The following is a 21,900-nucleotide window of genomic DNA, read 5'->3' as shown; positions in this document are numbered from 1 at the left end:
AGCACCGCCGTATGCCGGCGGTGCTGCTTTTGCGTGGTCCTTGTTACCGTCTCGCCAGGACTTTCAGTGTGTGCCTAGAGCGAACGCATTACGGAGACTACTTTGCCCATAATGGTGGCTTCGTCACCGAGGATGGGCTCATAGCGGGTGTTCTGGGGCAGCAGCCAGGTGTGCCCGTTGCGCTGTCGGAAGGTCTTCACGGTCGCTTCGTCTTCGAGCAGGGCCGCGACAATGTCACCGTTTTCGGCGGTGGGCTGGCGCCGGACAACCACCCAGTCACCGTCGCAGATGGCCGCATCCACCATGGAATCGCCCGCCACGCGAAGCATAAAGAGGTCGCCGTGCCCGACGAGCTGGCGCGGCAGCGGGACCATCTCTTCAACCTGCTGGTCGGCCAGGATCGGCCCGCCGGCAGCGATCCGTCCGACCAGCGGAACCATCGCGGTGTCGATTGCGGTGGTGAGGTCGGAGACGCTGCCGGAGCCGGGCGTGCGTGCGTTGCTGCCGCCGGAGCCCAGGCCGCCCTTCGCGGCGCCGTCAGCAGCGTCCCCGGCGTTCCCGGCGTTCGCCGCGTTGCCTTTGCCGCGGCGCGGGGGAGCATCGCGGAGCATCAGCGGAACCAGTATCTCCATGGCACGCGGCCGCTTGGGGTCGCGGCGGATATAGCCCAGCTTCTCCAACTGGCTCAGCTGGTGCGTAACGCTGGAAAGGCTGGCCAGGCCCACGATGTCGCCGATCTCCCGCATGGACGGCGGGTAACCGTTCGCGTTCACCGAACGCTGGATGGTTTCCAGGATCTTCGTCTGGCGGGCGGTAAGGCCCTTGGTGCGTCCTGCCGGAGCGGGCGCGGCAGGGGAGGGGGTGCTGCCATTGGTAACACGGGCCACGTCGGCTTCCCTTCACAGTCGGCCCGTGAATGCGGGCCGGATGGTTCTTGCGGTGTATCTGGTTTGTCCTGCGGTCCTGCGGTGATGCGGTGATGCGGTGATAACGGGTGCGGTGGTCTGTCCCGCCAAGTCGTTTTGTCAGTGCCGGATGGTTAGTTGGTCCCAGCCGCTTCCAACAGGTTCAACGCTAGGGGAGCGCAGCCACATTTTCAAACATATATTCGAGCGAGTCTCGACAATGTTCGTAGATAAGTGCTAGAAATGTTCGAGTACAGGTTAGAACATACGTTCGAGTATGAGGATGACCCTGAGTTTCAAAATGGCCCGCCGACACCTCGGCGGGCCCACCAGATGTTCGAATGCAGTTTCGAGCCACACTGTAATTCCCGGTGCTTTTGCGGGAAGCGGGGGAATCGGCGGAGCTGCCCTTCGGACCGGAAAGGTATTGACATGTCAGTACACGTACTTCCCTTCACCGCACAGAGTCTCACTGAACGTGCCCCGGAAGGGCCCGCTGCTGCCGCCCGCGCTGCCGATGCTGCGGACACCCAGGCATCGGTCCCGCTGCGCCTGACGCGGCGCGGCCGGCTCGTCCTGGTCGGCGCTCCGCTGATGATCGTGGCCGCCGCACTGCTGGTCTTTATCGGATTCTTCACCGCACCGGCTATGGCTTCGGGGGACGCCCAGGAGCAGACACGCACCATCCAGGTGGGTGTGTCCGCCGGTGATTCGCTCTGGTCGCTCGCCACCGAGTTCGCTCCGGACCGGGATCCCCGCACCGTGGTGGCGGACATTGTGGAAATCAACAACCTGGCGGACGCCACCGTCCCCGTCGGCAGCCAGATTTACATCCCGGTCTCGCGCTGATTTCCCAGCCAGGGCATTCCGACGATCCTTACCTGCATGCACCCGTAACAGAGGGGTGCTGGAAGTCGGTCAAATACAACGTCACCGCGCAGCGTCCTAAGCTGTAGTGGTGAACGAACAGTTGGAAAACCTGAACAGACTTCCCCTGCGCGATGATCTGCGGGGCCTGACCCCGTACGGCGCCCCCCAGTTGGATGTGCCCATCCTGCTGAACGTCAATGAAAACACGCACGGACTTCCGGAGCATGTGCGCCGGGCCATTATGGCCGAGATTGAATCAGTGGTCGCCGGCCTGAACAGATATCCGGACCGCGAATTCACGCTGCTGCGGGAAAACCTGGCCAAATACCTCGGCCACGGACTGGCTGCGGAGAATATCTGGGCCGGCAACGGTTCCAATGAGGTTCTCCAGCAAATCCTGCAGGCCTTCGGCGGACCCGGGCGGACGGCCATGAGCTTCCCTCCCACCTATTCCATGTACCCGCTGCTCTCCAGCGGCACCGGCACCGCGTACGTGACCGGGACGAGGGACCGGGACTTCTCCCTGACCCCCGCATCGGCCGCGGAGCAGATCCGGGCGCAGGCACCCAACATCGTGATCCTGTGCACCCCGAACAACCCCACGGGTACGGCCCTGGAACTTGAGGTGATCGAAGCCGCCTATGAAGCAGGAGAAGCCTCCAATGCCATCGTGGTGGTGGACGAGGCCTACGCCGAGTTCTCCCACGCCGATACCCCCAGCGCGCTACAGCTGCTCCCTGGCCGGGAACGGCTGATTGTTTCCCGGACCATGTCGAAGGCCTTCGCACTCGCCGGAGCCCGCATCGGCTACCTTGCCGCAGCACCGCAGATCGCGGACGCGCTTCGCCTGGTCCGCCTGCCCTACCACCTCTCCGCACTCACGCAGGCGACCGCGAATGCGGCCCTCACCCACGCCGATGCGCTCCTGTCCAATGTGGAAGACATCAAGGGCCAGCGGGACCGCATCGTCACGGAACTGCGTGCGCTCGGACTGGAACCGGCGCCGTCGGACGCCAACTTCGTGCTGTTCAGCGGTATGGAGAATCCCCGGGCGGTGTGGGAAGGCCTGCTCGAGGCAGGTGTCCTCGTCCGGGACATCGGCATCGAGGGCCATCTGCGGGTCACGGCCGGCACGGAAGCCGAAACCACTGCGTTCCTGACACGGCTGCGGGAACTGCTCGCCGCCTGAGCGTCCGCCGGGCCCCCGGGATGTCCGTTTCAGGGAGTCGGGGCGTTCGGGACTAAACTGATGACCTGCCGGGCTTTGCCTATTGCCCCGCTTCCAATCTTCGTGAAGGAACCCCATGACTGTGGAGACCGCCACCGGACGCACCGCCCGCCTTGAGCGGACCACCAGCGAATCGTCCGTCTTCGTCGAGCTGGACCTGGACGGCACCGGCCGTGCCGACATCAGCACCTCGGTGCCGTTCTACGACCACATGCTGACCGCGCTGGCCAAGCACTCCCTGATGGACCTCACCGTCCGGGCCACCGGCGACACCCACATCGACGTCCACCACACGGTCGAGGACATTGCAATCAGCATCGGCGAGGCGCTGAAGACCGCCCTGGGCACCAAGGCCGGCATCCGCCGCTTCGGCGAAGCCACCGTGCCCCTGGACGAAGCGCTGGCAAACGCGGTCGTCGATATCTCCGGGCGCCCATACCTGGTGCACTCAGGGGAGCCGGCCGGCCAGGAATACCACCTGATCGGCGGACACTTCACCGGGTCCCTGACCCGCCACGTGTTCGAGGCCATCACCCTGCACGCCCAGATCTGCCTTCACATGCGGGTCCTCGGCGGGCGCGATCCGCACCACATTGTCGAGGCCCAGTTCAAGGCCTTTGCCCGTGCCCTGCGCGCAGCCGTCGAATCCGATCCGCGCGTCGAGGGCATCCCCTCCACGAAGGGAGCACTGTGAGTCCCCGTAACGTCACTGTCCTGGACTACGGTTCCGGCAACATCCGTTCGGCGGTCCGCGCCCTGGAGCACGCCGGCGCCAACGTCACGCTCAGCGCCAAACCTGACGACGTGCTGAACGCCGACGGACTGGTGGTGCCCGGCGTCGGAGCCTTCGCCGCCGTGATGCAGGGGCTCAAGGACGTGGATGCGATCCGCATGATCGGACGCCGCGTAGCCGGCGGCCGGCCGGTCCTGGGCATCTGCGTTGGCCTGCAGGTCCTCTTTGACGAAGGCGTGGAACACGGGGTCCGGACCAAGGGGATGGGCGAATGGCCCGGCGTGGTCGAGCGCCTGGCCGCCGACGTCGTACCCCACATGGGCTGGAACACCGTGACTCCGCCGGAAGGTTCGGCCCTGTTTGAGGGCATCGAGGACCAGCGGTTCTACTTCGTGCACAGCTACGGGGTGCAGAAATGGGACTTCGACGTCACCCAGCCCGCCATGCGCCCGCCGCAGGTCACCTGGGCGGATCACGGCGGCCCGTTCATCGCCGCGGTGGAGAACGGTGCGCTGTCGGCCACCCAGTTCCATCCGGAAAAGTCCGGTGACGCCGGTGCGGCGCTGCTGAACAACTGGCTGAAGACCCTGGGCTAGGCACCGATATGTGGAGCGTTGTCCTCATGGGCCTGGCCGGACTGCTTATCGGCGGAGCGGTGTCCTTCCGCAGCCAGGGCATGTCCAAAATCATTGTTATCAGTTTCTGGGTCCTGGCCGGATTGGCCCTGCTGGGCGCGTACCTGCTGACCCTCGACCTTTCCTGACCCCACCACCGAAAGCATCCAAATGCCCTTCAGCGAAACCCCTGTCCTTGAACTGCTGCCCGCCGTTGACGTAGCGGACGGCCAAGCCGTGCGACTGGTGCAGGGCGAGGCCGGCAGTGAGACCAGCTACGGCGATCCGCTGGACGCAGCCCTGGCGTGGCAGAACGACGGCGCCGAATGGGTCCACCTCGTGGACCTCGACGCAGCGTTCGGGCGAGGTTCGAACCTTGACCTGCTCAGCCGCGTAGTGAAGTCCCTGGATATCAAGGTGGAACTGTCCGGCGGCATCCGGGATGACGAGTCCCTCGAAAAGGCGCTGGAGCTCGGCGCTGCCCGCGTCAATCTGGGAACAGCGGCACTGGAGAACCCGGGGTGGACCGCCAGCGCCATTGCCCGCTACGGCCAGGCCATCGCCGTCGGCCTAGACGTACGCGGCACCACCCTCGCCGCACGCGGCTGGACCCAGGAAGGCGGGGACCTCTGGGAGGTCCTGGCCCGGCTGGAAGAGGCCGGCTGCGCCCGCTACGTGGTTACGGACGTCACGAAGGACGGCACGCTGCGCGGACCCAACCTGGAACTGCTCCGTGAGGTCCTGAAACGCACCGACCGTCCCGTAGTCGCATCCGGCGGCATCTCCAGCCTCGATGACCTGGCTGCGCTCCGCGAACTGGTTCCGCTGGGACTCGAAGGCACCATTGTGGGCAAGGCACTCTACGCCGGTGCGTTTACGCTGCCCCAGGCCCTCGACGTCGCCGGGCACCCGGAGCGCTAGGCATGGCAGCGCGCGAACTGCCCGGCCACATCGCTGCGGCCCTTGCCGGGGCCGGCGGCCCCACCGATTCCGCAGGCCGGCCGTGGTCCGGACGGGACCTGGCCGGCGAGGGAAACCCGCTGCACAACTTCGACTCCGACAACGGACAGACCGACGCCGGCTACGCGGCGGCCCTGGCGAAACTGATAGCCGGGAGCGGAAGCGAAGCGGAAGTTGTGGCCTCCCTGGCCACTGCCCGCGTCTTCGTGCCGATCGTCGCCGTGCTGGGCGAGGAAGCGGAATCCGATCACGGGCTGACCGCGGACAAGCAGGCCGATATGGCGCTGGTGACGCTCAGTGCGCCGGACGGCCGCAAGGCGCTGCCGGTGTTCACCTCGGTGGCCGCTTTGGAACACTGGCATCCCGAAGCCCGGCCGGTTGCGGTCTACGCCAACCGTGCCGCGCTCTCCGCGGTCGCCGAAGACGCCCAGCTGCTGGTTATCGACCCGGGAGCCGAATTCACCTTCGTGGTACGGCGTCCGGCCATGTGGGCCCTGGCCCAGCAGCAGGAGTGGGTGCCCTCCTATTCCGACCCCGGACTCGTCGCGGCGGCCGAAGCCGCCGCCGGGCCGGACCCCCGGATCCTGGCGGTGACCCTCCAACAGGGACCGGGGACCGCGTCGCGGACTGCCGCCGGTACCCCGGTCGCCGGGGGAGGGGTCGGCCCTGAGCTTAGAATGGTGCTTCAGCTTGCGCCCGGACTGGATCCGCAGGACGTTTCTGCCCTGGCGGCCGGACTGCAGCAGCGCCTGACTGCCAACCCCGAGTTTGTCGAGCGCGTGGATTCACTTGACCTGAAAATCACGCGCTGACCCGTCCGGCGTAGCCGCCAGAAGAGAACTGCCGTGAACTTTGGCCTGTACCGCGAGATGCTGCGGATAGCTCCTATCCGCCGTGTCCTGCTCATCGGGATGATCGCCCGTTTCCCGCATTCCGCCGCCGGAGTGCTGCTGACCCTGCACGTGGTCAACACCATGGACAAGGGCTACGCAGCGGCAGGTGCCGTTGCCGCCGTCGTCACCATCGGCATCGCGGTGGGTGCCCCCTGGCGCGGCCGCCGCGTGGACACCGTGGGCCTGCGGCGTGCCCTGATTCCCTCGGTCATTGCCGAAGCAGTCATCTGGAGTCTTGCTCCGCACGCCAGCTTCGAATGGCTGCTGGTCCTGGCGCTGATCGGCGGCGTGTTCACGCTTCCGGTCTTCAGTGTCGTGCGGCAGTCGCTGGGCGTGCTGGCCACGGGCGAACAGCGGCGTACCGCCTTCGCGCTGGATTCCATCGCCACCGAGCTGATTTTCATGATGGGCCCTGCACTGGGTGCGGTGATAGCAACGCGCTCGTCGGTTATCGGACTGACCGCAGTCGGGGTGTCCGCCGCAGTAGCGGGACTGCTCCTGATCTGGTTCAACCCGCCGACCCGGACCGCCGAACCCAGGAACGCCGTGACCGCCGCCGACGAGCAGGATGCCGCTGCGGCCGCCGCCGTCGCCGTGGCCCCGGCAAACGTGCAGGAAGCACCGATGGAACTGACCGGTGCGGGCCTGCCGGGCGGGCCGCAGAACCTGTTCGGCAGGCTGCGAAACGGCCTCGCGGGAAGCTTCGGCTGGTTTACCCCGAGCGTGGCGGTGGTCTTTGCGGTCTCCGTCGGCGCGGGGCTGCTGCTGTCCAGCACGGACGTCGGCATTGTGGCGCTGGTGGAAGCCGGCGGAAACCCGTCCGAGGTCGGCATCGTGTTCGTCGCGTGGTGTGCGGCGTCGGCTGTCGGCGGAATTCTCTACGGAGCCATGAACCGGCGGATCTCGCCGATGCTGCTTCTGCTGGCCATGGCCGTCCTGACCATGCCGATGGCCTTCGCCACGAGCACTCTCAGCCTCGCACTGCTTTCAATTCCCGCGGGTCTGCTCTGTGCGCCGGTGCTGTCTTCGGCATCCGAGCGGGTGGCTGACCTCGTGTCGGAGGAACGGCGGGGCGAAGCCATGGGGTGGTACGGCTCGTCAATGACTGCCGGCACCGCCTTGGGGGCGCCGGTGGCAGGTCTGGCCATCGACGTCATTGGTCCCTGGTCCGGCTTCCTGATGGCCGGCGGCTCCGCAGCCCTGCTGGCGCTGGTGACGCTTACAGTCCGGTGGTTCGTCCGACGCCCGGAACCGGTCCGCTAGGTTCCGGGCAGGAAAAAGCCCGAAGGGCCTGCCGCGGATTCCACGGTACCGGCAGCCGCCGGCGTCAGGCCCTTCGGGCAATCAATGGTGGATCAATGGTGTGGGGGAGGAACGGAGTCCTAGCTGACGGGGCCGGTGAACTTTTCGCCCGGACCCTTGCCCGGAGCATCCTGGATAACGGAAGCTTCGCGGAAGGCCAGCTGCAGGGAACGCAGTCCATCGCGCAACGGACCGGCATGCTGGCTGCCGATCTCCGGAGCGGCGGCGGTGACAAAACCGGCCAGGGCAGTAATCAGCTTGCGGGCCTCGTCCAGGTCCTTGAGCTCCTCGGCGTCATCGCCTTCGGCCAGGCCGCACTTCACGGCTGCTGCGCTCATCAGGTGCACGGCCGCCGTCGTAATGACCTCGATGGCCGGCACCTCGGCAATGTCGCGCATCTGCTCGACGACTTCCTGCTGTGCTGCTGCCGCAGATTCGGACTCTGCTGGTGTTCCCGGGAAGGAGTGGCGGGTTGCTTCGCCTGCCGGATTGCTCTGTGGGGTACTCATACTGGTAAGCTTGTCACAGACCGACTGGTTGTCGTTACTTTCAATGCCCATCACGGGCGGGATGAAAATCACACTTTCCTCCTGGAAGCTTACGTCGCCGGTATGCAAGCGGAGACCCCTCCCACCCGCGTCAGCCTGACCGCCCTCGTTGGCGGCAGAGTTGCCGGGTTCAGGTCGGCCCCGGACGGGCTGCAGTACTACTGCGGTTTATTCCGGGAGCTAACTGCCTTCGAACTGGCTTCGGGGCAGTTCCTGCCGACCCCCACAGGGCCTTCGATTGCGCTTGCAATTGGAGGCCTTCTTCATTTGCAGGCGGTAGCCGTTTTGAAGAGCACAGGAGCTGCAACATTAGCGAGCCAAGAATCAATGATCGGATCCGCGTCCCCGAGGTGCGGCTGGTAGGTCCGGCGGGTGAGCAGGTCGGAGTGGTCCGGATTGAGGACGCGCTTCGTCTGGCTGCCGAGTCTGACCTGGATCTTGTTGAGGTAGCACCGCAGGCGAAGCCTCCGGTGTGCAAACTAATGGACTTCGGCAAGTACAAGTACGAAGCCGCCGTCAAGGCACGCGAAGCCCGGAAGAACCAGACGAACACCGTTCTGAAGGAAATCCGCTTCCGCCTGAAGATCGACACCCACGACTACGAAACCAAGCGCGGACACGCCATGCGCTTCCTGGCCGCCGGTGACAAGGTCAAGGCCATGATCCAGTTCCGTGGACGTGAACAGCAGCGCCCCGAAATGGGCATGAAGCTGCTGAACAAGTTCGCTGAGGATGTTGCCGAGGTGGGTGTGGTTGAGTCCACCCCGCGTATCGACGGCCGCAACATGGTCATGGTCATTGGCCCGGTGAAGAACAAGGCCGAGGCCAAGGCAGAAGCGCGACGGGCAACCCAGCGCGCCGATGCCAAGGCAGCGAACGAGGCAGTGAAGAACGGAGAGGCACCCGAACGGGTGAACACCTCCGAGAAGGCTGCTCCTATGACGCAGAGCCTCGCGGACCTGCTTCCGGACGGACTGCGTTTGGGTTCCTCCGCTGAAGCTGCCGACAAGGCCCGTGCAGAGCAGGAGCAGGCTGAAAAGGAACAGGCCGCAAAGCGGGCCAGGGCTGCAGCTGCCGAAAAGGCTGCAACCGAGGCACGCCGTGTGGCAGCAGCCAGCAGGCCGGCCGCAGCGCCTGCCGCTGAAGCTGCCGCTCCCGCCCAGCCGGCCGAGCCCGCGAAGCCGGCAGAAGCAGCGAAGCCTGCCGCAGCGCCCAAGCCTGCAGCGGTTCCGAAGCCGACGGCTGCAAAGCCTGCGCCGAAGCCTGCAGCCCGGCCCAAGCCTGCCGCAGCACCGAAGCCTGCCGGCAAGCCGTCCTCCTCGCGGGGGACCACCGGCCAGAACAAGCCCGGAACTGCAGAGTAGTTTCACTGCACTGCGCCTCGTTCCGGCGTCCAGTAATAAGCCCTGGCACCCGCAAAGGTGTCCGAAGCCCCGCGGGCCTGCCCGCGGAAACCTAAAGGAGATCGGTAGACATGCCGAAGATGAAGACCCACAGTGGCGCCAAGAAGCGCTTCAAGCTGACCGGTACCGGCAAGCTCAAGCGCCAGCAGGCTAACCGCCGCCACTACCTGGAGCACAAGCCTTCCACGCTGACCCGCCGCCTCGCCAACGACAAGCTCGTGGCACCGGCGGACGCCAAGGTCATCAAGAAGATGCTCGGCATCTAGCCAGTCCCCGATAGCCGTCCCGTCCGGGCCGGCGTCACCCATCAAGCTTTCCCCGCCTGGGTTTACAGGTGCAGAGACTTTTTTGAAGTCGGGGAGATTTACCAAAAGGAGTACGCACGTGGCACGTGTGAAGCGGGCGCTTAACGCCCACAAGAAGCGTCGGGTTATTCTCGAGCGCGCCAAGGGTTACCGCGGACAGCGTTCGCGCCTGGTCCGTAAGGCCAAAGAGCAGCTGCTGCACTCGTTTGTGTACAGCTACGGCGACCGCCGCAAGCGCAAGGGCGACTTCCGCCGCCTGTGGATCCAGCGCATCAACGCTGCTTCCCGCGCCAACGGCCTGACCTACAACCGCCTGATCCAGGGCCTGAAGCTGGCCGAGATCCAGGTTGACCGCCGCATGCTGGCTGAACTGGCCGTCAATGACGCTGCTGCCTTCGCCGCACTGGTCCAGCTTGCCAAGGACGCACTGCCGTCCGACACCTCGGCTCCGGCCGTCGCCGCCGCTCCGGTTGCCAAGGCTGCTGCTCCGGCCGCCGCTGAAAAGCCGGCTGCTGCTGTTGCCACCGCTCAGGGCGGCTTCAAGGCTTCCGAGGGCGACGCCCCGGAAGGCTTCGTCATCAAGGGCAACCTGGGTTCGGGCAAGTACCACGTTCCGGGTTCCACCTGGTACGAGCAGACCGTTGCCGAGTACTGGTTCAACTCCGTTGAAGCAGCCAAGGCTGCAGGCCTGGAGCCTGCTGGCGGAGAATCCCGCCAGAAGTTCCAGGGCTAAGTCGGTTCCTCCAAGCCGATGAACCTTGAAGGGCGCCCGCAGGCACCGCTTATGTCCAACCCCCGAGCCGATCGGGTCCGTGATGTAGCGAAGCTTGCCGGGCGCTCTTCGCGCTTAAAAACCGGCCGCTTCCTGGCCGAAGGTCCGCAGGCCGTACGGGAGGCGCTTTCCGCGCACCGTGCGGCCGCGGTCGACGGCGGTCCCGCCGTCGTCCACGAGGTCTATGCCACCGAGGCCTGCCTGGATCGTCTGCCCGAGCTGGCTGATCTGGCCTCTGGCGTGATGCTCCGACTGGCCACCGACGAAGTCCTGGCCGCCATGGCTGACACCGTTTCCCCGCAGGGGATCGTGGCTGTATGCCAGACCTCCACGGCCACGCTCGAGGATGTCCTCGCCTCGGGGGCGAAGCTCGTTGCCGTGTTGTGCGAGGTGCGGGATCCAGGCAATGCGGGCACTGTGCTGCGGGCAGCGGATTCCGCCGGTGCGGACGCCGTAGTGCTCACGGCGTCCAGCGTGGACATCTACAATCCCAAAGCGGTGCGTTCCACCGCAGGGTCGCTCTTTCACCTGCCGGTGGTTACAGGCGCAGACTTCGCCGAGGTTATCAACGCCCTGCAGGCGGCAGGAGTCACGGTCCTGGCCGCCGACGGTTACGGCAACGTCAATCTGGACCGGCTGCAGGACCTGAGCGCGGTGCGCCGCTTCGGCGGAGCCGCGGCCGCCGGCGGTTCCCGCTCCGAGGGGGAGGACGCAGCCGCAGAGGCGGCTCTTCCGCAGCTTGAGCAGCCCACAGCATGGCTCTTCGGCAACGAGGCTCAGGGCCTGTCCGATGCGGAACTGGCCGCAGCGGACCACCGCGTCGCTGTCCCGCTCTACGGCCGGGCTGAGAGCCTGAACGTCGGCACGGCCGCAACTGTGTGCCTCTACGCCTCCGCGCGCGCACAGAACGGGTAACCCGCCGGTTCCCCCGCAAACCGCGCTGGCAGCAAACCGCAGCGCCGTCTTTTCCCGGCAGAACTTCTCCCATAGCGTATTGGTAACAGTTGTCTCCGGACAGCTGAACCAGCCAATCCAAGTACAACGAGAAGCGGGTCTTATATGGCTGCCAGCGGCGGTAATAAGGCGATTATCGCGGCGCTGAGCGCCAACCTGGCCATTGCGGTCATGAAGTTCATTGCCTTCGCCTTAACGCGTTCATCCTCCATGCTCGCGGAGGCTATCCACTCGGTTGCCGACTCCGGCAACCAGGCACTGCTGCTCGTGGGCGGCAAACGCGCACGGCGCCAGGCCAGTCCCGACCACCCCTTCGGTTACGGCCGGGAACGCTACGTTTACGCGTTCATCGTCTCCATCGTCCTCTTCAGCGCCGGCGGACTGTTCGCCCTCTACGAGGCGTACCACAAGTGGCAGGATCCGCACCCGATCGAGGGCCGCTGGTGGTGGGTACCGCTGGCAGTGCTCGTCGGTGCCATCATTGCCGAAGCGTTCTCCTTCCGCACGGCCATCAGGGAATCGAACCATACGCGCGGCAAGCAGAGCTGGAAGCAGTTCGTCCGTACCGCCAAGGCACCGGAACTGCCCGTTGTCCTGCTCGAAGACCTGGGTGCCCTCCTTGGCCTGGTCTTCGCCCTGTTCGGCGTGAGCATGACCCTGCTGACCCACAACGGCATCTGGGATGCGCTGGGCACGGCCATGATCGGTGTGCTGCTGGTCGTTATTGCCGTGATCCTGGGCATGGAGACGAAGTCCCTGCTGCTCGGTGAGTCTGCAACGCAGGCCGACGTGCGCCGGATTGAAGCTGCCATCCAGGAAGACCCCGAAACGCGCATCATCCACCTCAAGACCCTGCACCTGGGTCCGGAGGAACTGCTTGTGGCCGCCAAGATCACCATGGCCAAGAGCGATACCGGGCAGGAGATTGCCGACGGCATCAACGCTGCGGAGGCGCGGATCCGCGCCGCAGTGCCGATCGCTACCGCTATTTACCTGGAGCCTGATGTATTTGCTTCGAAGAACGCGCAGGACGCCGGTCAAGGGACCCGCTGATCAGCGCAATAGCCAGACCAAGCAGGGCGAGTACCGCTCCCACCACAGCGGGGGAGCGGTACCCCCAGCCCCAGGCAATAACGACGCCGCCCAGCAGCGCTCCCAGCGCATTGGCCAGGTTCAGGGCCGCATGGTTCAGTGACGATGCCAGTGACTCGGCACCCGGCGAAACATCCAGCAGCCTGGTCTGCAGCGGCGGCGTCAGCATTGAGCCGATCACCCCGACCAGGAAAACCAGCACCATGGCGGTCACGGCGTACTGCACCGCCCACGCGTAGGCCAGCAGGATTACCACCGTGCCGCCCAGGATCGCGTAGATGCTGCCCATGACATTGATATCGGCCAGCCGTCCGCCGGCCACGTTGCCGATCACCTGACCCACGCCGTAGAGCCCGACGACGACGGGCAGTACGTTCTCGGAGATGCCTGCCACCTCGGTCATGGTGGGCGCGATGTAGGAATACACGGCGAAGAATCCGCCGAAACCGACCGTTCCTACCAACAAGGCCAGCCACACCTGGGTACGTCCGAGGGCGCTAAGCTCACCCTTGATGCTGGCACCGGCCAGGGGTGCCTGGTACGGGACGAAACGGGCCACCATGGCAACGCTCAGGAGACCGATGCCCGCCACCAGGACGAACATCCACCGCCACCCTGCCTGCTGTCCCAGCCAGGTCGCAAAAGGGACTCCTATAACGTTGGCGATGCTCAGCCCCAGCATGACCATCGAGATGGCCCAGGCCCGGCGCGTCGGTGCCACCAGCGATGCGGCAATAACCGCTGCAACGCCGAAGAAGGCGCCGTGCGGGAGCCCCGACAGGAATCGGGTGAAAAGCAGCCAGGAGTAATCCCCGGCAAAGAACGAAGATAAGTTGCTCAGGGCGAAGAAGAGCATCAGGCCCAGTACCAGGGTCTTGCGGGGCATCCGGGCTCCGAGTGCCGCAAGCACGGGAGCCCCCACCACAACGCCCATTGCGTAGGCAGAGATCACATGGCCGCCCGCGGGGACGGAGATGTCCAGGTCTTCGACCATCTCCTGTAACAGGCCCATAATGCTGAATTCAGTGGTGCCGATCGCGAAACTGCCCACGGCCAAGGCGACTATGGCCTTGGCAGCGGTGGTACGGCGGTTGCCGGGTGTGCGCTGGCCGGACAATGAAATGGGCGCGGTGGTGCTCCGGGACATGTTCGCTTTCAGGAGTGGGGATGCGGCTGTGCCGCTGCGGACGGCGTTCACGGTCAACGAGCAGGAAATGCTCCTGCCGGACGCCGGGACGGCTTCGTCCCCTCAAGCCTAGTGCACAGCTGTGCACGGAGAAGGTTCCCTGCTGCGGGAGGGGGTGTGGCCGGTAGAACGGGGGACTGGTGCCGGCAGTGTCGGCCTGTCACGGTTAACGCGTGCAGAGCCGTGAAATTCCCGAGGGGCTGGTGTCCCGCCTGCGGGATGCAGGGTGCGTCTTCGCCGAAGAAGAAGCGCTCCTGCTGCTGTCGGACGCCCCCGGCGCAGGGGTGCTGGAGCTTATGGTGGCCCGGCGGCTGGACGGACAGCCGCTGGAACAGATTCTTGGCTGGGCGTCTTTCGGAGGTCTCCGGGTGGCACTGCGGCCGGGAGTGTTTGTTCCGCGGCGGCGTACGGAGTTCCTGGCCGCACAGGCTGTCCATGTGCTTGCAGGACGGAGTACAGCCCTGGTGGTGGAGCTGTGCTGCGGATCGGGGGCGGTCGCGATGGTAATCTCGGCGGCCGTACCGGACTGCCGGATATATGCCGTCGACCTTCATCCGGAAGCAGTCGCATGTGCCCGCCGCAATCTTCCGCAGGCCTCCGTCCTGCAGGGGAACCTCTTTCTGGCGCTGCCCGGCGAGCTGCGCGGGCGGGTCGACCTCGTTGTTGCCAACGCACCCTACGTCCCCACCGCGGCGTTGGGCACGCTGCCGCGCGAAGCACGGAACTACGAGCCTGCCGTCACCTTCGACGGCGGCCGGGACGGACTCGATACGGTGGGACGCATCATCAGCGAAGCTCCGCAGTGGCTAGGCTCCCGGGGGAAAGTCCTGATCGAATGCAGCGAGGAACAGGCCGCCGCCGTGGACGGGCTGCTTGCTGCGGCAGGACTGTCCCCGCAGATTCTCCGGGATGAGGAAACAGATGCCACGGTTGCCGTGGGCAGTGCACCGCTCCGGAGGACGAAGGGAATCGGGCAAACCGGTTAAGCTCGGTGGATGCATTCTCAAGAGAACTCCAGCCAGTCCGGTACGGCGGCTCCCCGTTTATCGCCCAGCGTGCAGGTGGTGGGCGCCGCGGTCCTGGATTCCCTCGTTCGGCCCTCGAAACTCCTGGCAGCGCGCCGAAGCGCCCCCGAAGCGCTCGCCGGATTATGGGAGTTTCCGGGCGGAAAGGTGGAACCCGGGGAAGGCTGCACGGAGGCGCTGCACCGCGAACTGGCTGAGGAGCTGGGGATCCGGGTCGAGTTGGGTGCTGAAGTCCCCGGCCCCTTGGCGCAGGGCTGGCCGCTCAACAGTTCCGCCGCAATGCGCGTGTGGCTGGCAGAAGTCACCGACGGGACACCCGAGCCGTTGGAAGACCACGACGAGCTTCGCTGGGTGGACCTCACCGAAAAGGCACTGATGGAGCTGCCCTGGATACCGGCTGACCTGCCCATCGTTACCGCCCTGCAGCAAACGGTCGCTGCCGGGAGCTAGAACAGTGCCTCTTGGCCGGCAGCCGGTGCGGCGTCCGGCCTTCCCTCTCCGGGAGCCGTTTCCCCCGTCGGCCGCAGGAACCGGGCGCCGCCGGTGAAGCCGTACTTGGCTTTGAAGAAGCGGATCCGCCCGGCCAGCCAGTCGCGGTATTCCTTGGATGCGTAGGTGCCCTTGCCGTACAGGCCGGCGTACTTGCCGGAGAGCTCCGGGTAGTGCCGGGCCAGGAACTGCAGGTACCACTCGCGGGCTCCGGGGCGCAGGTGCAGTGCTCCCGCCGTGACACCCGTGGCCCCGGCAGCAGCGAGCGCGGAGAATAGGGCGTCCAGGGATTCATCGCCGTCGGTGAGCCACGGCAGGATGGGCATGGCCATGACCGAACACGGCAGGCCGGCGTCGCGGAGGCGGCTGATCAGCTCCAGCCGTGCACGGGGTGTGGGCGTTCCCGGTTCCGCCCGCTTGGCCAGTTCCGGGTCCACCAGCGCCAGTGAAATGCCCATCCCGATCTCGGTCTGTGCGGAGGCTTCCTTCAGGAGCGGGATGTCCCGAGCCAGCAGGGTGCCCTTGGTCAATATAGAGAACGGGGTGCCGCTGTCCGCCAGGGCACGGATGATGCCTGGCATCAGCTTGTAGCGGCCCTCGGCGCGCTGATAGGGATCAGTGTTGGTTCCCATGGCCACATGGTGGTGCTGCCAGGAGGGCCGGGCGAGTTCCCGCCGCAGCACCTCGGCAGCATTGACCTTGACCACCAGCTGGCTGTCGAAATCTGCGCCGCTGTCCATATCCAGGTAGGTGTGGGTTTTGCGGGCGAAGCAGTAAACGCAGGCATGGCTGCAGCCGCGGTACGGGTTGACGGTCCATTCAAAGGGCATGTTCGAGCCGCCGCCCACCTTGTTCAGTACCGACTTGGCCAGGACCTCGTGGAAGGTCACGCCGGCAAAGTCCGGGGTGCGTACGGAGCGGACCAGGCCCTGCAGCGGAATCAGGGGATCGGTGGTGCCGGGCCCCGCAGGAAGGGGCAGCACCGAATCGGATGCCGCCGGGCCGGCAGCTTCCAAAGGCATGGAACCTGGAACCTCTCCCGTGCGGCGATCGTCGCCCTGCGCGGACGGTGCATTTAGTTCCTGACCTTGCCACCTCATTCCTTTATTAGAACATATGTTCGAATAAAGGAATAGCTCTATCTGCTGCGGAAGGGGCGGCCGGGTCGGCCCGGACCGGCGGCCCGGGGACGCCGCCGCGGCCTTCCGGGGTTCGGACGGTAGCCGCCGTCGCGCAGTCCTGCCAGCCGTTCAAACGGATTCGCCGACGCCGGATCCCCGGCGAAGGTGCGGGACAGGGCGGAGGCGGCGAAGTACGCCGGCAGGAAGAACGGACCCAGGAGCGCGTACTGCGAGCTGTGGCGGATCTCGTGGCGCAGCAGCGGGCTGTCCGGCGCCTGGATACGGCGGGCAGAGGAGGAACGGTAGAGGACCACGTTGCCGACGGTGAAGGCGGCCGCACGGGGGAGGGGAAGAGGGTAGTCCCCGGCGAGGGTGGTCTTCTGCGGACCCGGGGTGATGCTGCACCCGGTGGCTCGTGCCAGCAGCAGACCCGCAGGGGTGGAGAGATTCAGCAGGTTGATCCAGCGGCGGATGGAGACTGCGTACGGGCGGGGAACGATCGGTACGGACGGCATGGCACCTCCCTGCGGCAGTATGACGGCCCGGTCGGGGGCGTCTACTAGACTTGCAATGATAAGCCAGAACCCAACTAGGGCCGGAAACAGGTAAGAACAGTACATGTCTAACTCCACACCGGGGACCGGTTCCCCAGATACTTCCCCTGAGGGCACCCAGCCCGAGCCGCCGAATCCGCTGGATGAAGCCGCCATAGCCGCCGCCGTCGAGCAGGCGCTCGCCGCCATTGCCGCTGCCGCGGACTTGAGCGAGCTCAAGGAGGTCCGGATTGCCGTCACCGGCGAGAAGTCGCCGCTGAGCGGAGCGAACCGGACCATCGGCAAGCTCCCCAAGGAGCAGAAGGCCGCAGCAGGCAAGCTCGTGGGCCCCGCCCGCGGCCGGATCAACTCCGCGCTCGCCGCCCGCACCGTTGAACTCGAAGCGGAGCGGGACGCCCGGATCCTCGTCGAAGAGGCCGTGGACGTCACGGCAGCTCCCCGCCGCCGTCACATCGGCGGCCGGCATCCCATCTCGACCCTGCAGGACCGGGTGGCCGATGTGTTCGTCGGCATGGGCTGGGAAATCGCGGAAGGCCCCGAGGTTGAATCCGAGTGGTTCAACTTCGACGCACTGAACTTCAAGCCGGACCACCCGGCCCGGGAAATGCAGGACACGTTCTTCGTGGAGCCGCCCGAGGCGCACCTGGTGATGCGGACGCACACCTCTCCGGTGCAGGTCCGCTCCATGCTGGAGCGGGACCTGCCGATTTACGTGCTGTGCCCCGGCAAGGTGTTCCGCACCGACGAGCTGGACGCCACACACACCCCGGTCTTCCACCAGTTCGAGGGCCTGGCCATCGACAAGGGCCTGACCATGGCTGACCTGGTCGGCACCCTTGAACACTTCACCCGTGTCCTTTTCGGCGATGAGGCGAAGGTCCGGCTGCGGCCGAACTACTTCCCCTTCACCGAGCCCAGCGCCGAGCTGGACATCTGGCACCCGGGCGCAAAGGGCGGCCCGCGCTGGATCGAATGGGGCGGCTGCGGCATGGTCAACCCCAACGTGCTCCGCGCCGCCGGGATCGACCCCGAGGTCTACACAGGTTTTGCCTTCGGCATGGGCATTGACCGTGCCCTCATGTTCCGCAACGAGGTTTCGGACATGCACGAAATGATTGAAGGCGACGTACGTTTCAGCGAACACTTCGGGATGGAGATCTAAGTGAGAATCCCACTTTCCTGGCTGCGCGAGTATGCCCAGGTGCCGGCGGACGCAACCGCCGAAGACGTAATGGAAGACCTCGTGAAGGTCGGCCTCGAAGAAGAAGACGTTCACCGTCCCACGGATGAGCTGCAGGGCCCGATCGTGGTGGGCCAGGTGCTCAGCATGGAGCCGGAGGCGCAGAGCAACGGCAAGACCATCAACTGGTGCTCGGTCCGTGTGGTGCCGGAAGGCGCCGAGCAGACCCTGACCGGCAAGGGCATCGACCCCTCCGGCGTGCAGGGCATCGTCTGCGGTGCACACAACTTCAAGGTGGGGGACAAGGTTGTTGTCACCCTGCCCGGTGCCGTGCTGCCCGGAGACTTCCGCATCAGCCCGCGCAAGACCTACGGCCACGTTTCGGCAGGCATGATTGCCTCCGTCCGTGAACTCGGCATCGGCGAGGACCATGACGGCATCCTGGTGCTTTCCACCCTGGGTCTGGACCCCGAGGTGGGCACGGACGCGATGGAGCTCCTGGGCCTGTACGACCAGGCGGCGGAAATCAACGTCACCCCTGACCGCGGTTACGTCTTCTCCATCCGGGGCGCCGCCCGCGAATACGCCCACGCCACAGGCACCAAGTTCACCGACCCGGCTGCCGCCGTCGTTGTTCCGCAGGCAGACGGCAACGGCTACCCGGTACGGCTCGACGACGCCGCGCCTATCTACGGCAATCCCGGCTGCGACCGCTTTGTGGCCCGGACCGTCCGCGGTGTGGACACCTCCCGGCCCACCCCGCCGTGGATGTCCTCCCGCCTGCGCCTGGCAGGCATGCGGTCCATCTCGCTCGTGGTCGACATTTCCAACTACGTGATGCTCGAGCTCGGCCAGCCGCTGCACTTCTACGATCTGGATAAGCTCACCGGCGAGATCGTGGTGCGCCGCGCAGCCCAGGGCGAAACCCTGAAAACCCTGGACGAGAAGGAACGCCGGCTCTCCCCGGAGGACCTGCTGATTACGGACGGCTCCGGTGCCATCGGCATCGCCGGCGTGATGGGCGGAGCCGCCACCGAGGTTGCCGACGGAACCCAGAACGTCCTGATCGAAGCCGCCCACTTCGAGGAAGTCAGCATCGCCCGCTCCCGGCGCCGGCATAAGCTGCCCTCCGAAGCATCCAAGCGCTTCGAGCGCGGCGTGGACTGGAACGTGGCGGACGTCGCTGCGCAGCGTGCGGTGGATCTGCTGGTGGAACTCGCCGGCGGCACGGCCGACGAGTCCATCACCGACGTCGGCACGGCCCCCGCGCCGCGCCGCATCGAACTGCCTGCACAGTTCCCCGCCCGGCTGATCGGCCTGGACTTCACCGAGTCCCAGATCGCCGGCACGCTCGAGGATCTGGGTGCCACGGTCGAGAAGACCGACGACGGCTACCTGGTCACGCCCCCGAGCTGGCGCCCCGACCTGGAGACCCGCGAGGACCTCACCGAGGAAATCATCCGCTTGGTGGGCTACGACAAGATCCCGTCCACCCTGCCGGTGGCCCCTCCCGGACGCGGCCTCACCCGTCTGCAGCAGCAGCGCCGCCGCCTGATGCAGTCCCTTGCGGCCGCCGGACTTACCGAGGTGCTGGCCTACCCGTTTGTGACCGAGGCGGACAACAACACCTTCGGTGCACCCGAAGGCACGCGGTCTGCGCTCAAGCTGGCCAACCCGCTCAGCGCCGAATACGGCTACCTGCGCACCTCGGTGCTGCCCGGCTTGTTCGAGGTGGCCAAGCGCAACATGTCGCGCGGCTTCCGGGATCTGGCCCTGTTCGAATCCGGCACGGTCTTCCTGCCCGGCGAGCACCTGGGTACGGAGAGCATCCCGCCGCTGGGCGCCAAGCCGTCCGACGACGTCCTCGATGAGCTGTACGCCGGGATTCCGGATCAGCCGCTGCACGTAGGTGTCCTGCTGGCCGGCCACGAATCCGCCCCCGGCGCCGGCAACACGCCGCGCGCCTGGGACTGGGCCGACGCCGTCGACTTCGCCAAGCTGATGGGTGACGTCCTGGGTGTGGAACTCGTGGTGGAACAGGGTACCCACCAGGCGTTCCACCCGGGCCGCACCGCACGCATTGCCCTGCGCAGCGGAGAAACCGTGGGCTACGCCGGCGAACTGCACCCCAAGCTCCTGGCTGCACGGGACATGCCCGCCCGCACGGTGGCTGCGGAACTGAACGTGGATGCGATCTTCGACGCCGCCCCCGACGTCATCGTGGCCCGACCGATTTCCAGCTTCCCCATTTCCACCCAGGACGTGGCGCTGGTGGTGGCGGAGGATGTTCCCGCCGAGCAGGTCCGCGAGGCGCTGCGCGAGGGTGCCGGGGAACTGCTCGAAGACGTGGCACTGTTCGACGTCTACGCAGGCCAGGGCATTGAGCCCGGGCACAAGTCGCTCGCGTTCGCGCTGCGCTTCCGCGCACCGGACCGGACGCTGACCGCGGACGAAGCCTCCGAGGCGCGGGCGGCCGCCGTCGCCCTGGCCGCCGAACGGTTCGGTGCCGTTCAGCGCTAGGTTTATCCAACCAACCAGCAGGCCCCGCCGGATGTCGTTATCCGGCGGGGCCTGCTGGCTTTAAATCCAGCAGCCCTCTAACCCGAGGACGCAAAACGGCTGCCCGCACTCCGGACCGTTCGTTAGGCTGTGGCGATGACTCCCCGTGGATCCCGCTGGTACCTCTTCGACTACGGCATGGTGATTTCGACGGCTCCTGCTCCGCAGGACTGGGGGTTGCTGGAGCAGGCAACCGGCCTCCGGGAGCTGGAGCCTGGAACGAGCCCGTACTGGCAGCGGCGCGAAGACTTTGACGCCGGCCGGCTGACTCCGGCGCAGTACTGGGAAAGCGTGCTGGGCCGGGACGCGCGCCAGGCAGAGGTGAACACCCTGGAGGAACTGGACGCAGCACAGTGGGCGCATCTGAATCCCCGGACTATGGAAGTTTTGGAGACGCTGCACGGCGAGGGCGCTAACCTTGCCCTGCTCTCCAACATGCCGGACGGCATGTCACGGAGGTATTCCGCGGAATCGCCCTGGGCGCACTACTTTTCCAAGCTGTACTTCAGCGGGCAGATGGGCCTGGTGAAACCGGACCGTCGGATCTTCGAGCGGGTGGTTGCCGGTCTGGGTGCGGCCCCCGAGGACATCGTCTTCATTGACGACAACCCGCAGAACATTTCGACGGCGCAGGACCTGGGGTTCCGAACGATCCTCCACACCGGCGGAACCGACCTGCGGGCGGAGCTTTCGGGGCGGTAACTTGACGGGCTCGGACGGTAAGTGCCCGGCGCTGCGCGAAACAGGCCGCCGTCAGCGGCCACCCTTGGCGATGTAATCCGCTCCGTCGTAGTGCAGATTCAGGCTGTCGATCACGCCGTCCTCAAAGGTAAAAAATTCCGCGAATCGGACCGGACCGGCTGGCAGCTCAGCGTCGTACAGGACCGCGGACCCCGATTCATCGTGCACTTCGCGCAGGATGTTGATGCTCCGCACGGTTCCAATGAAGCCTGCGACCCCCTGCAGGAAGCCGTCCGTGGCGTCGGGGCGATGGCCTGCAAGGGAACCGGTGAAGTCCAGCCGGTCTGAAAGGAGGGCACGGAGTTCGCTGCCGTCACCGTATGCCTGCGGTCCGGATGCCAGGACGCGGTAATACTCCTGAAGTGCAGCCGGAGCAGACCCGGAGAGAATATTGGCCATGTTTACTCCTTGGTCCAAAGGGGGCACAGGGTGTTCCGTGCGGAGACGGGATCCGCGGCAGGTATTC

Annotated in this window: 24 protein-coding genes; 18 read left to right on the top strand and 6 right to left on the bottom strand. The window is 66.1% G+C overall.

Features of this window, described 5'->3' with window-relative positions:
• Positions 1 to 74 precede the first annotated feature (74 nt).
• Positions 75 to 887, bottom strand: coding sequence for a transcriptional repressor LexA (gene lexA / locus LOC56_RS15325; RefSeq protein WP_229953135.1), 813 nt, complete (start codon positions 885 to 887; stop codon positions 75 to 77).
• A gap of 450 nt (positions 888 to 1,337) precedes the next feature.
• Here lexA and LOC56_RS15320 point away from each other — a divergent pair, with 450 nt between their 5' ends.
• From LOC56_RS15320 to LOC56_RS15285, 8 genes are all read left to right on the top strand, one after another.
• Positions 1,338 to 1,754 carry a LysM peptidoglycan-binding domain-containing protein gene (locus LOC56_RS15320; RefSeq protein WP_229953134.1) on the top strand — a complete coding sequence of 139 codons (417 nt, stop codon included), beginning with the start codon at positions 1,338 to 1,340 and terminating at the stop codon, positions 1,752 to 1,754.
• A gap of 109 nt (positions 1,755 to 1,863) precedes the next feature.
• Entirely contained in the window at positions 1,864 to 2,964 is a 1,101-nt protein-coding gene (locus LOC56_RS15315; protein ID WP_229953133.1) for a histidinol-phosphate transaminase, read from the top strand.
• 115 nt (positions 2,965 to 3,079) lie between these two features.
• A complete protein-coding gene (gene hisB / locus LOC56_RS15310; RefSeq protein ID WP_227924520.1) occupies positions 3,080 to 3,697 on the top strand; it encodes an imidazoleglycerol-phosphate dehydratase HisB in 618 nt (205 codons plus the stop codon).
• Complete coding sequence (gene hisH, locus LOC56_RS15305) at positions 3,694 to 4,332, top strand: imidazole glycerol phosphate synthase subunit HisH (protein ID WP_229950135.1); 639 nt, start codon at positions 3,694 to 3,696, stop codon at positions 4,330 to 4,332. The genes hisB and hisH overlap by 4 nt, the downstream gene beginning before the upstream one ends.
• 8 nt (positions 4,333 to 4,340) lie before the next feature.
• Complete coding sequence (locus tag LOC56_RS15300; protein WP_229953132.1) at positions 4,341 to 4,499, top strand: hypothetical protein; 159 nt, start codon at positions 4,341 to 4,343, stop codon at positions 4,497 to 4,499.
• A gap of 22 nt (positions 4,500 to 4,521) precedes the next feature.
• A complete protein-coding gene (gene priA, locus LOC56_RS15295; protein ID WP_229953131.1) occupies positions 4,522 to 5,271 on the top strand; it encodes a bifunctional 1-(5-phosphoribosyl)-5-((5-phosphoribosylamino)methylideneamino)imidazole-4-carboxamide isomerase/phosphoribosylanthranilate isomerase PriA in 750 nt (249 codons plus the stop codon).
• A 2-nt stretch (positions 5,272 to 5,273) separates the two neighbouring features.
• The gene (locus LOC56_RS15290; protein ID WP_229953130.1) at positions 5,274 to 6,122 is read left to right on the top strand and encodes an SseB family protein; all 849 of its coding nucleotides are present in this window, start codon (positions 5,274 to 5,276) and stop codon (positions 6,120 to 6,122) included.
• A 33-nt stretch (positions 6,123 to 6,155) separates the two neighbouring features.
• On the top strand, positions 6,156 to 7,466 hold the full coding sequence (locus tag LOC56_RS15285) for an MFS transporter (protein ID WP_229953129.1): 1,311 nt from the start codon (positions 6,156 to 6,158) through the stop codon (positions 7,464 to 7,466).
• A 119-nt stretch (positions 7,467 to 7,585) separates the two neighbouring features.
• Here LOC56_RS15285 and LOC56_RS15280 read toward each other — a convergent pair whose 3' ends face one another.
• Entirely contained in the window at positions 7,586 to 8,014 is a 429-nt protein-coding gene (locus tag LOC56_RS15280; protein WP_229953128.1) for a DUF1844 domain-containing protein, read from the bottom strand.
• Positions 8,015 to 8,403: 389 nt separating this feature from the next.
• Between LOC56_RS15280 and infC the strand changes: the two genes are divergently transcribed.
• The 5 genes from infC to LOC56_RS15255 all read left to right on the top strand — a co-directional run bounded on the left by infC (position 8,404) and on the right by LOC56_RS15255 (position 12,540).
• Positions 8,404 to 9,417 carry a translation initiation factor IF-3 gene (infC, locus tag LOC56_RS15275; protein ID WP_229953127.1) on the top strand — a complete coding sequence of 338 codons (1,014 nt, stop codon included), beginning with the start codon at positions 8,404 to 8,406 and terminating at the stop codon, positions 9,415 to 9,417.
• Between the two features lie 110 nt (positions 9,418 to 9,527).
• Positions 9,528 to 9,722: a 50S ribosomal protein L35 gene (rpmI, locus tag LOC56_RS15270; RefSeq protein ID WP_146363238.1), complete on the top strand. Its 195-nt coding sequence runs from the start codon at positions 9,528 to 9,530 to the stop codon at positions 9,720 to 9,722.
• A gap of 118 nt (positions 9,723 to 9,840) precedes the next feature.
• The gene (rplT, locus tag LOC56_RS15265) at positions 9,841 to 10,494 is read left to right on the top strand and encodes a 50S ribosomal protein L20, sunset domain variant (protein WP_229953126.1); all 654 of its coding nucleotides are present in this window, start codon (positions 9,841 to 9,843) and stop codon (positions 10,492 to 10,494) included.
• Between the two features lie 18 nt (positions 10,495 to 10,512).
• Complete coding sequence (locus LOC56_RS15260) at positions 10,513 to 11,448, top strand: TrmH family RNA methyltransferase (RefSeq protein WP_229953125.1); 936 nt, start codon at positions 10,513 to 10,515, stop codon at positions 11,446 to 11,448.
• 144 nt (positions 11,449 to 11,592) lie between these two features.
• On the top strand, positions 11,593 to 12,540 hold the full coding sequence (locus tag LOC56_RS15255; RefSeq protein ID WP_229953124.1) for a cation diffusion facilitator family transporter: 948 nt from the start codon (positions 11,593 to 11,595) through the stop codon (positions 12,538 to 12,540).
• Here the strand turns inward: LOC56_RS15255 and LOC56_RS15250 are convergent.
• Positions 12,473 to 13,726: an MFS transporter gene (locus LOC56_RS15250; RefSeq protein ID WP_229953123.1), complete on the bottom strand. Its 1,254-nt coding sequence runs from the start codon at positions 13,724 to 13,726 to the stop codon at positions 12,473 to 12,475. The two genes, LOC56_RS15255 and LOC56_RS15250, sit on opposite strands and share 68 nt — an antisense overlap.
• A 212-nt stretch (positions 13,727 to 13,938) precedes the next feature.
• Between LOC56_RS15250 and LOC56_RS15245 the strand changes: the two genes are divergently transcribed.
• Positions 13,939 to 14,751 (top strand): putative protein N(5)-glutamine methyltransferase, encoded by an 813-nt coding sequence (locus LOC56_RS15245; RefSeq protein WP_229953122.1) that lies wholly within the window; start codon positions 13,939 to 13,941, stop codon positions 14,749 to 14,751.
• Between the two features lie 9 nt (positions 14,752 to 14,760).
• Entirely contained in the window at positions 14,761 to 15,240 is a 480-nt protein-coding gene (locus tag LOC56_RS15240; RefSeq protein WP_229953121.1) for a (deoxy)nucleoside triphosphate pyrophosphohydrolase, read from the top strand.
• Here LOC56_RS15240 and LOC56_RS15235 read toward each other — a convergent pair.
• Together LOC56_RS15235 and LOC56_RS15230 are read right to left on the bottom strand one after the other, a co-directional pair.
• On the bottom strand, positions 15,237 to 16,379 hold the full coding sequence (locus LOC56_RS15235) for an Rv2578c family radical SAM protein (RefSeq protein ID WP_442860113.1): 1,143 nt from the start codon (positions 16,377 to 16,379) through the stop codon (positions 15,237 to 15,239). The two genes, LOC56_RS15240 and LOC56_RS15235, sit on opposite strands and share 4 nt — an antisense overlap.
• 38 nt (positions 16,380 to 16,417) lie before the next feature.
• Positions 16,418 to 16,915, bottom strand: a complete 498-nt coding sequence (locus LOC56_RS15230; RefSeq protein WP_229953119.1) for a hypothetical protein — start codon at positions 16,913 to 16,915, stop codon at positions 16,418 to 16,420.
• Between the two features lie 103 nt (positions 16,916 to 17,018).
• Here LOC56_RS15230 and pheS point away from each other — a divergent pair, with 103 nt between their 5' ends.
• The 3 genes from pheS (at position 17,019) to LOC56_RS15215 (ending at position 21,395) form a co-directional block, all read left to right on the top strand.
• Complete coding sequence (gene pheS / locus LOC56_RS15225; protein ID WP_229953118.1) at positions 17,019 to 18,116, top strand: phenylalanine--tRNA ligase subunit alpha; 1,098 nt, start codon at positions 17,019 to 17,021, stop codon at positions 18,114 to 18,116.
• Entirely contained in the window at positions 18,117 to 20,654 is a 2,538-nt protein-coding gene (gene pheT / locus LOC56_RS15220; protein ID WP_229953117.1) for a phenylalanine--tRNA ligase subunit beta, read from the top strand.
• 135 nt (positions 20,655 to 20,789) lie between these two features.
• A complete protein-coding gene (locus LOC56_RS15215; protein WP_229953116.1) occupies positions 20,790 to 21,395 on the top strand; it encodes an HAD family hydrolase in 606 nt (201 codons plus the stop codon).
• A gap of 51 nt (positions 21,396 to 21,446) precedes the next feature.
• On the opposite strand, the gene LOC56_RS15210 is transcribed toward LOC56_RS15215, so the two are convergent.
• Entirely contained in the window at positions 21,447 to 21,833 is a 387-nt protein-coding gene (locus tag LOC56_RS15210) for a hypothetical protein (protein ID WP_229953115.1), read from the bottom strand.
• Positions 21,834 to 21,900: the final 67 nt, after the last annotated feature.

Origin of the sequence: Arthrobacter sp. zg-Y179 (assembly GCF_020907345.1) — a bacterium.
GTDB classification, from domain to species: Bacteria; Actinomycetota; Actinomycetes; order Actinomycetales; family Micrococcaceae; genus Arthrobacter_B; species Arthrobacter_B jinronghuae.
Note: the sequence above shows the minus strand (reverse complement) of the source record. Positions and strands in the feature narration are given on the sequence as shown.

What these genes read in the sequence shown, in the direction of transcription:
- LOC56_RS15320 (WP_229953134.1), top strand. Translation starts at nt 1,338, where the DNA reads ATGTCAGTACACGTACTTCCCTTCACCGCACAGAGTCTCACTGAACGT.
- hisB (WP_227924520.1), top strand. Translation starts at nt 3,080, where the DNA reads ATGACTGTGGAGACCGCCACCGGACGCACCGCCCGCCTTGAGCGGACC.
- LOC56_RS15300 (WP_229953132.1), top strand. Translation starts at nt 4,341, where the DNA reads ATGTGGAGCGTTGTCCTCATGGGCCTGGCCGGACTGCTTATCGGCGGA.
- priA (WP_229953131.1), top strand. Translation starts at nt 4,522, where the DNA reads ATGCCCTTCAGCGAAACCCCTGTCCTTGAACTGCTGCCCGCCGTTGAC.
- LOC56_RS15290 (WP_229953130.1), top strand. Translation starts at nt 5,274, where the DNA reads ATGGCAGCGCGCGAACTGCCCGGCCACATCGCTGCGGCCCTTGCCGGG.
- LOC56_RS15280 (WP_229953128.1), bottom strand. Translation starts at nt 8,014, where the DNA reads ATGAGTACCCCACAGAGCAATCCGGCAGGCGAAGCAACCCGCCACTCC.
- rpmI (WP_146363238.1), top strand. Translation starts at nt 9,528, where the DNA reads ATGCCGAAGATGAAGACCCACAGTGGCGCCAAGAAGCGCTTCAAGCTG.
- LOC56_RS15260 (WP_229953125.1), top strand. Translation starts at nt 10,513, where the DNA reads ATGAACCTTGAAGGGCGCCCGCAGGCACCGCTTATGTCCAACCCCCGA.
- LOC56_RS15255 (WP_229953124.1), top strand. Translation starts at nt 11,593, where the DNA reads ATGGCTGCCAGCGGCGGTAATAAGGCGATTATCGCGGCGCTGAGCGCC.
- LOC56_RS15250 (WP_229953123.1), bottom strand. Translation starts at nt 13,726, where the DNA reads ATGTCCCGGAGCACCACCGCGCCCATTTCATTGTCCGGCCAGCGCACA.
- LOC56_RS15240 (WP_229953121.1), top strand. Translation starts at nt 14,761, where the DNA reads ATGCATTCTCAAGAGAACTCCAGCCAGTCCGGTACGGCGGCTCCCCGT.
- LOC56_RS15235 (WP_442860113.1), bottom strand. Translation starts at nt 16,379, where the DNA reads ATGAGGTGGCAAGGTCAGGAACTAAATGCACCGTCCGCGCAGGGCGAC.
- LOC56_RS15230 (WP_229953119.1), bottom strand. Translation starts at nt 16,915, where the DNA reads ATGCCGTCCGTACCGATCGTTCCCCGCCCGTACGCAGTCTCCATCCGC.
- pheS (WP_229953118.1), top strand. Translation starts at nt 17,019, where the DNA reads ATGTCTAACTCCACACCGGGGACCGGTTCCCCAGATACTTCCCCTGAG.
- LOC56_RS15215 (WP_229953116.1), top strand. Translation starts at nt 20,790, where the DNA reads ATGACTCCCCGTGGATCCCGCTGGTACCTCTTCGACTACGGCATGGTG.
- LOC56_RS15210 (WP_229953115.1), bottom strand. Translation starts at nt 21,833, where the DNA reads ATGGCCAATATTCTCTCCGGGTCTGCTCCGGCTGCACTTCAGGAGTAT.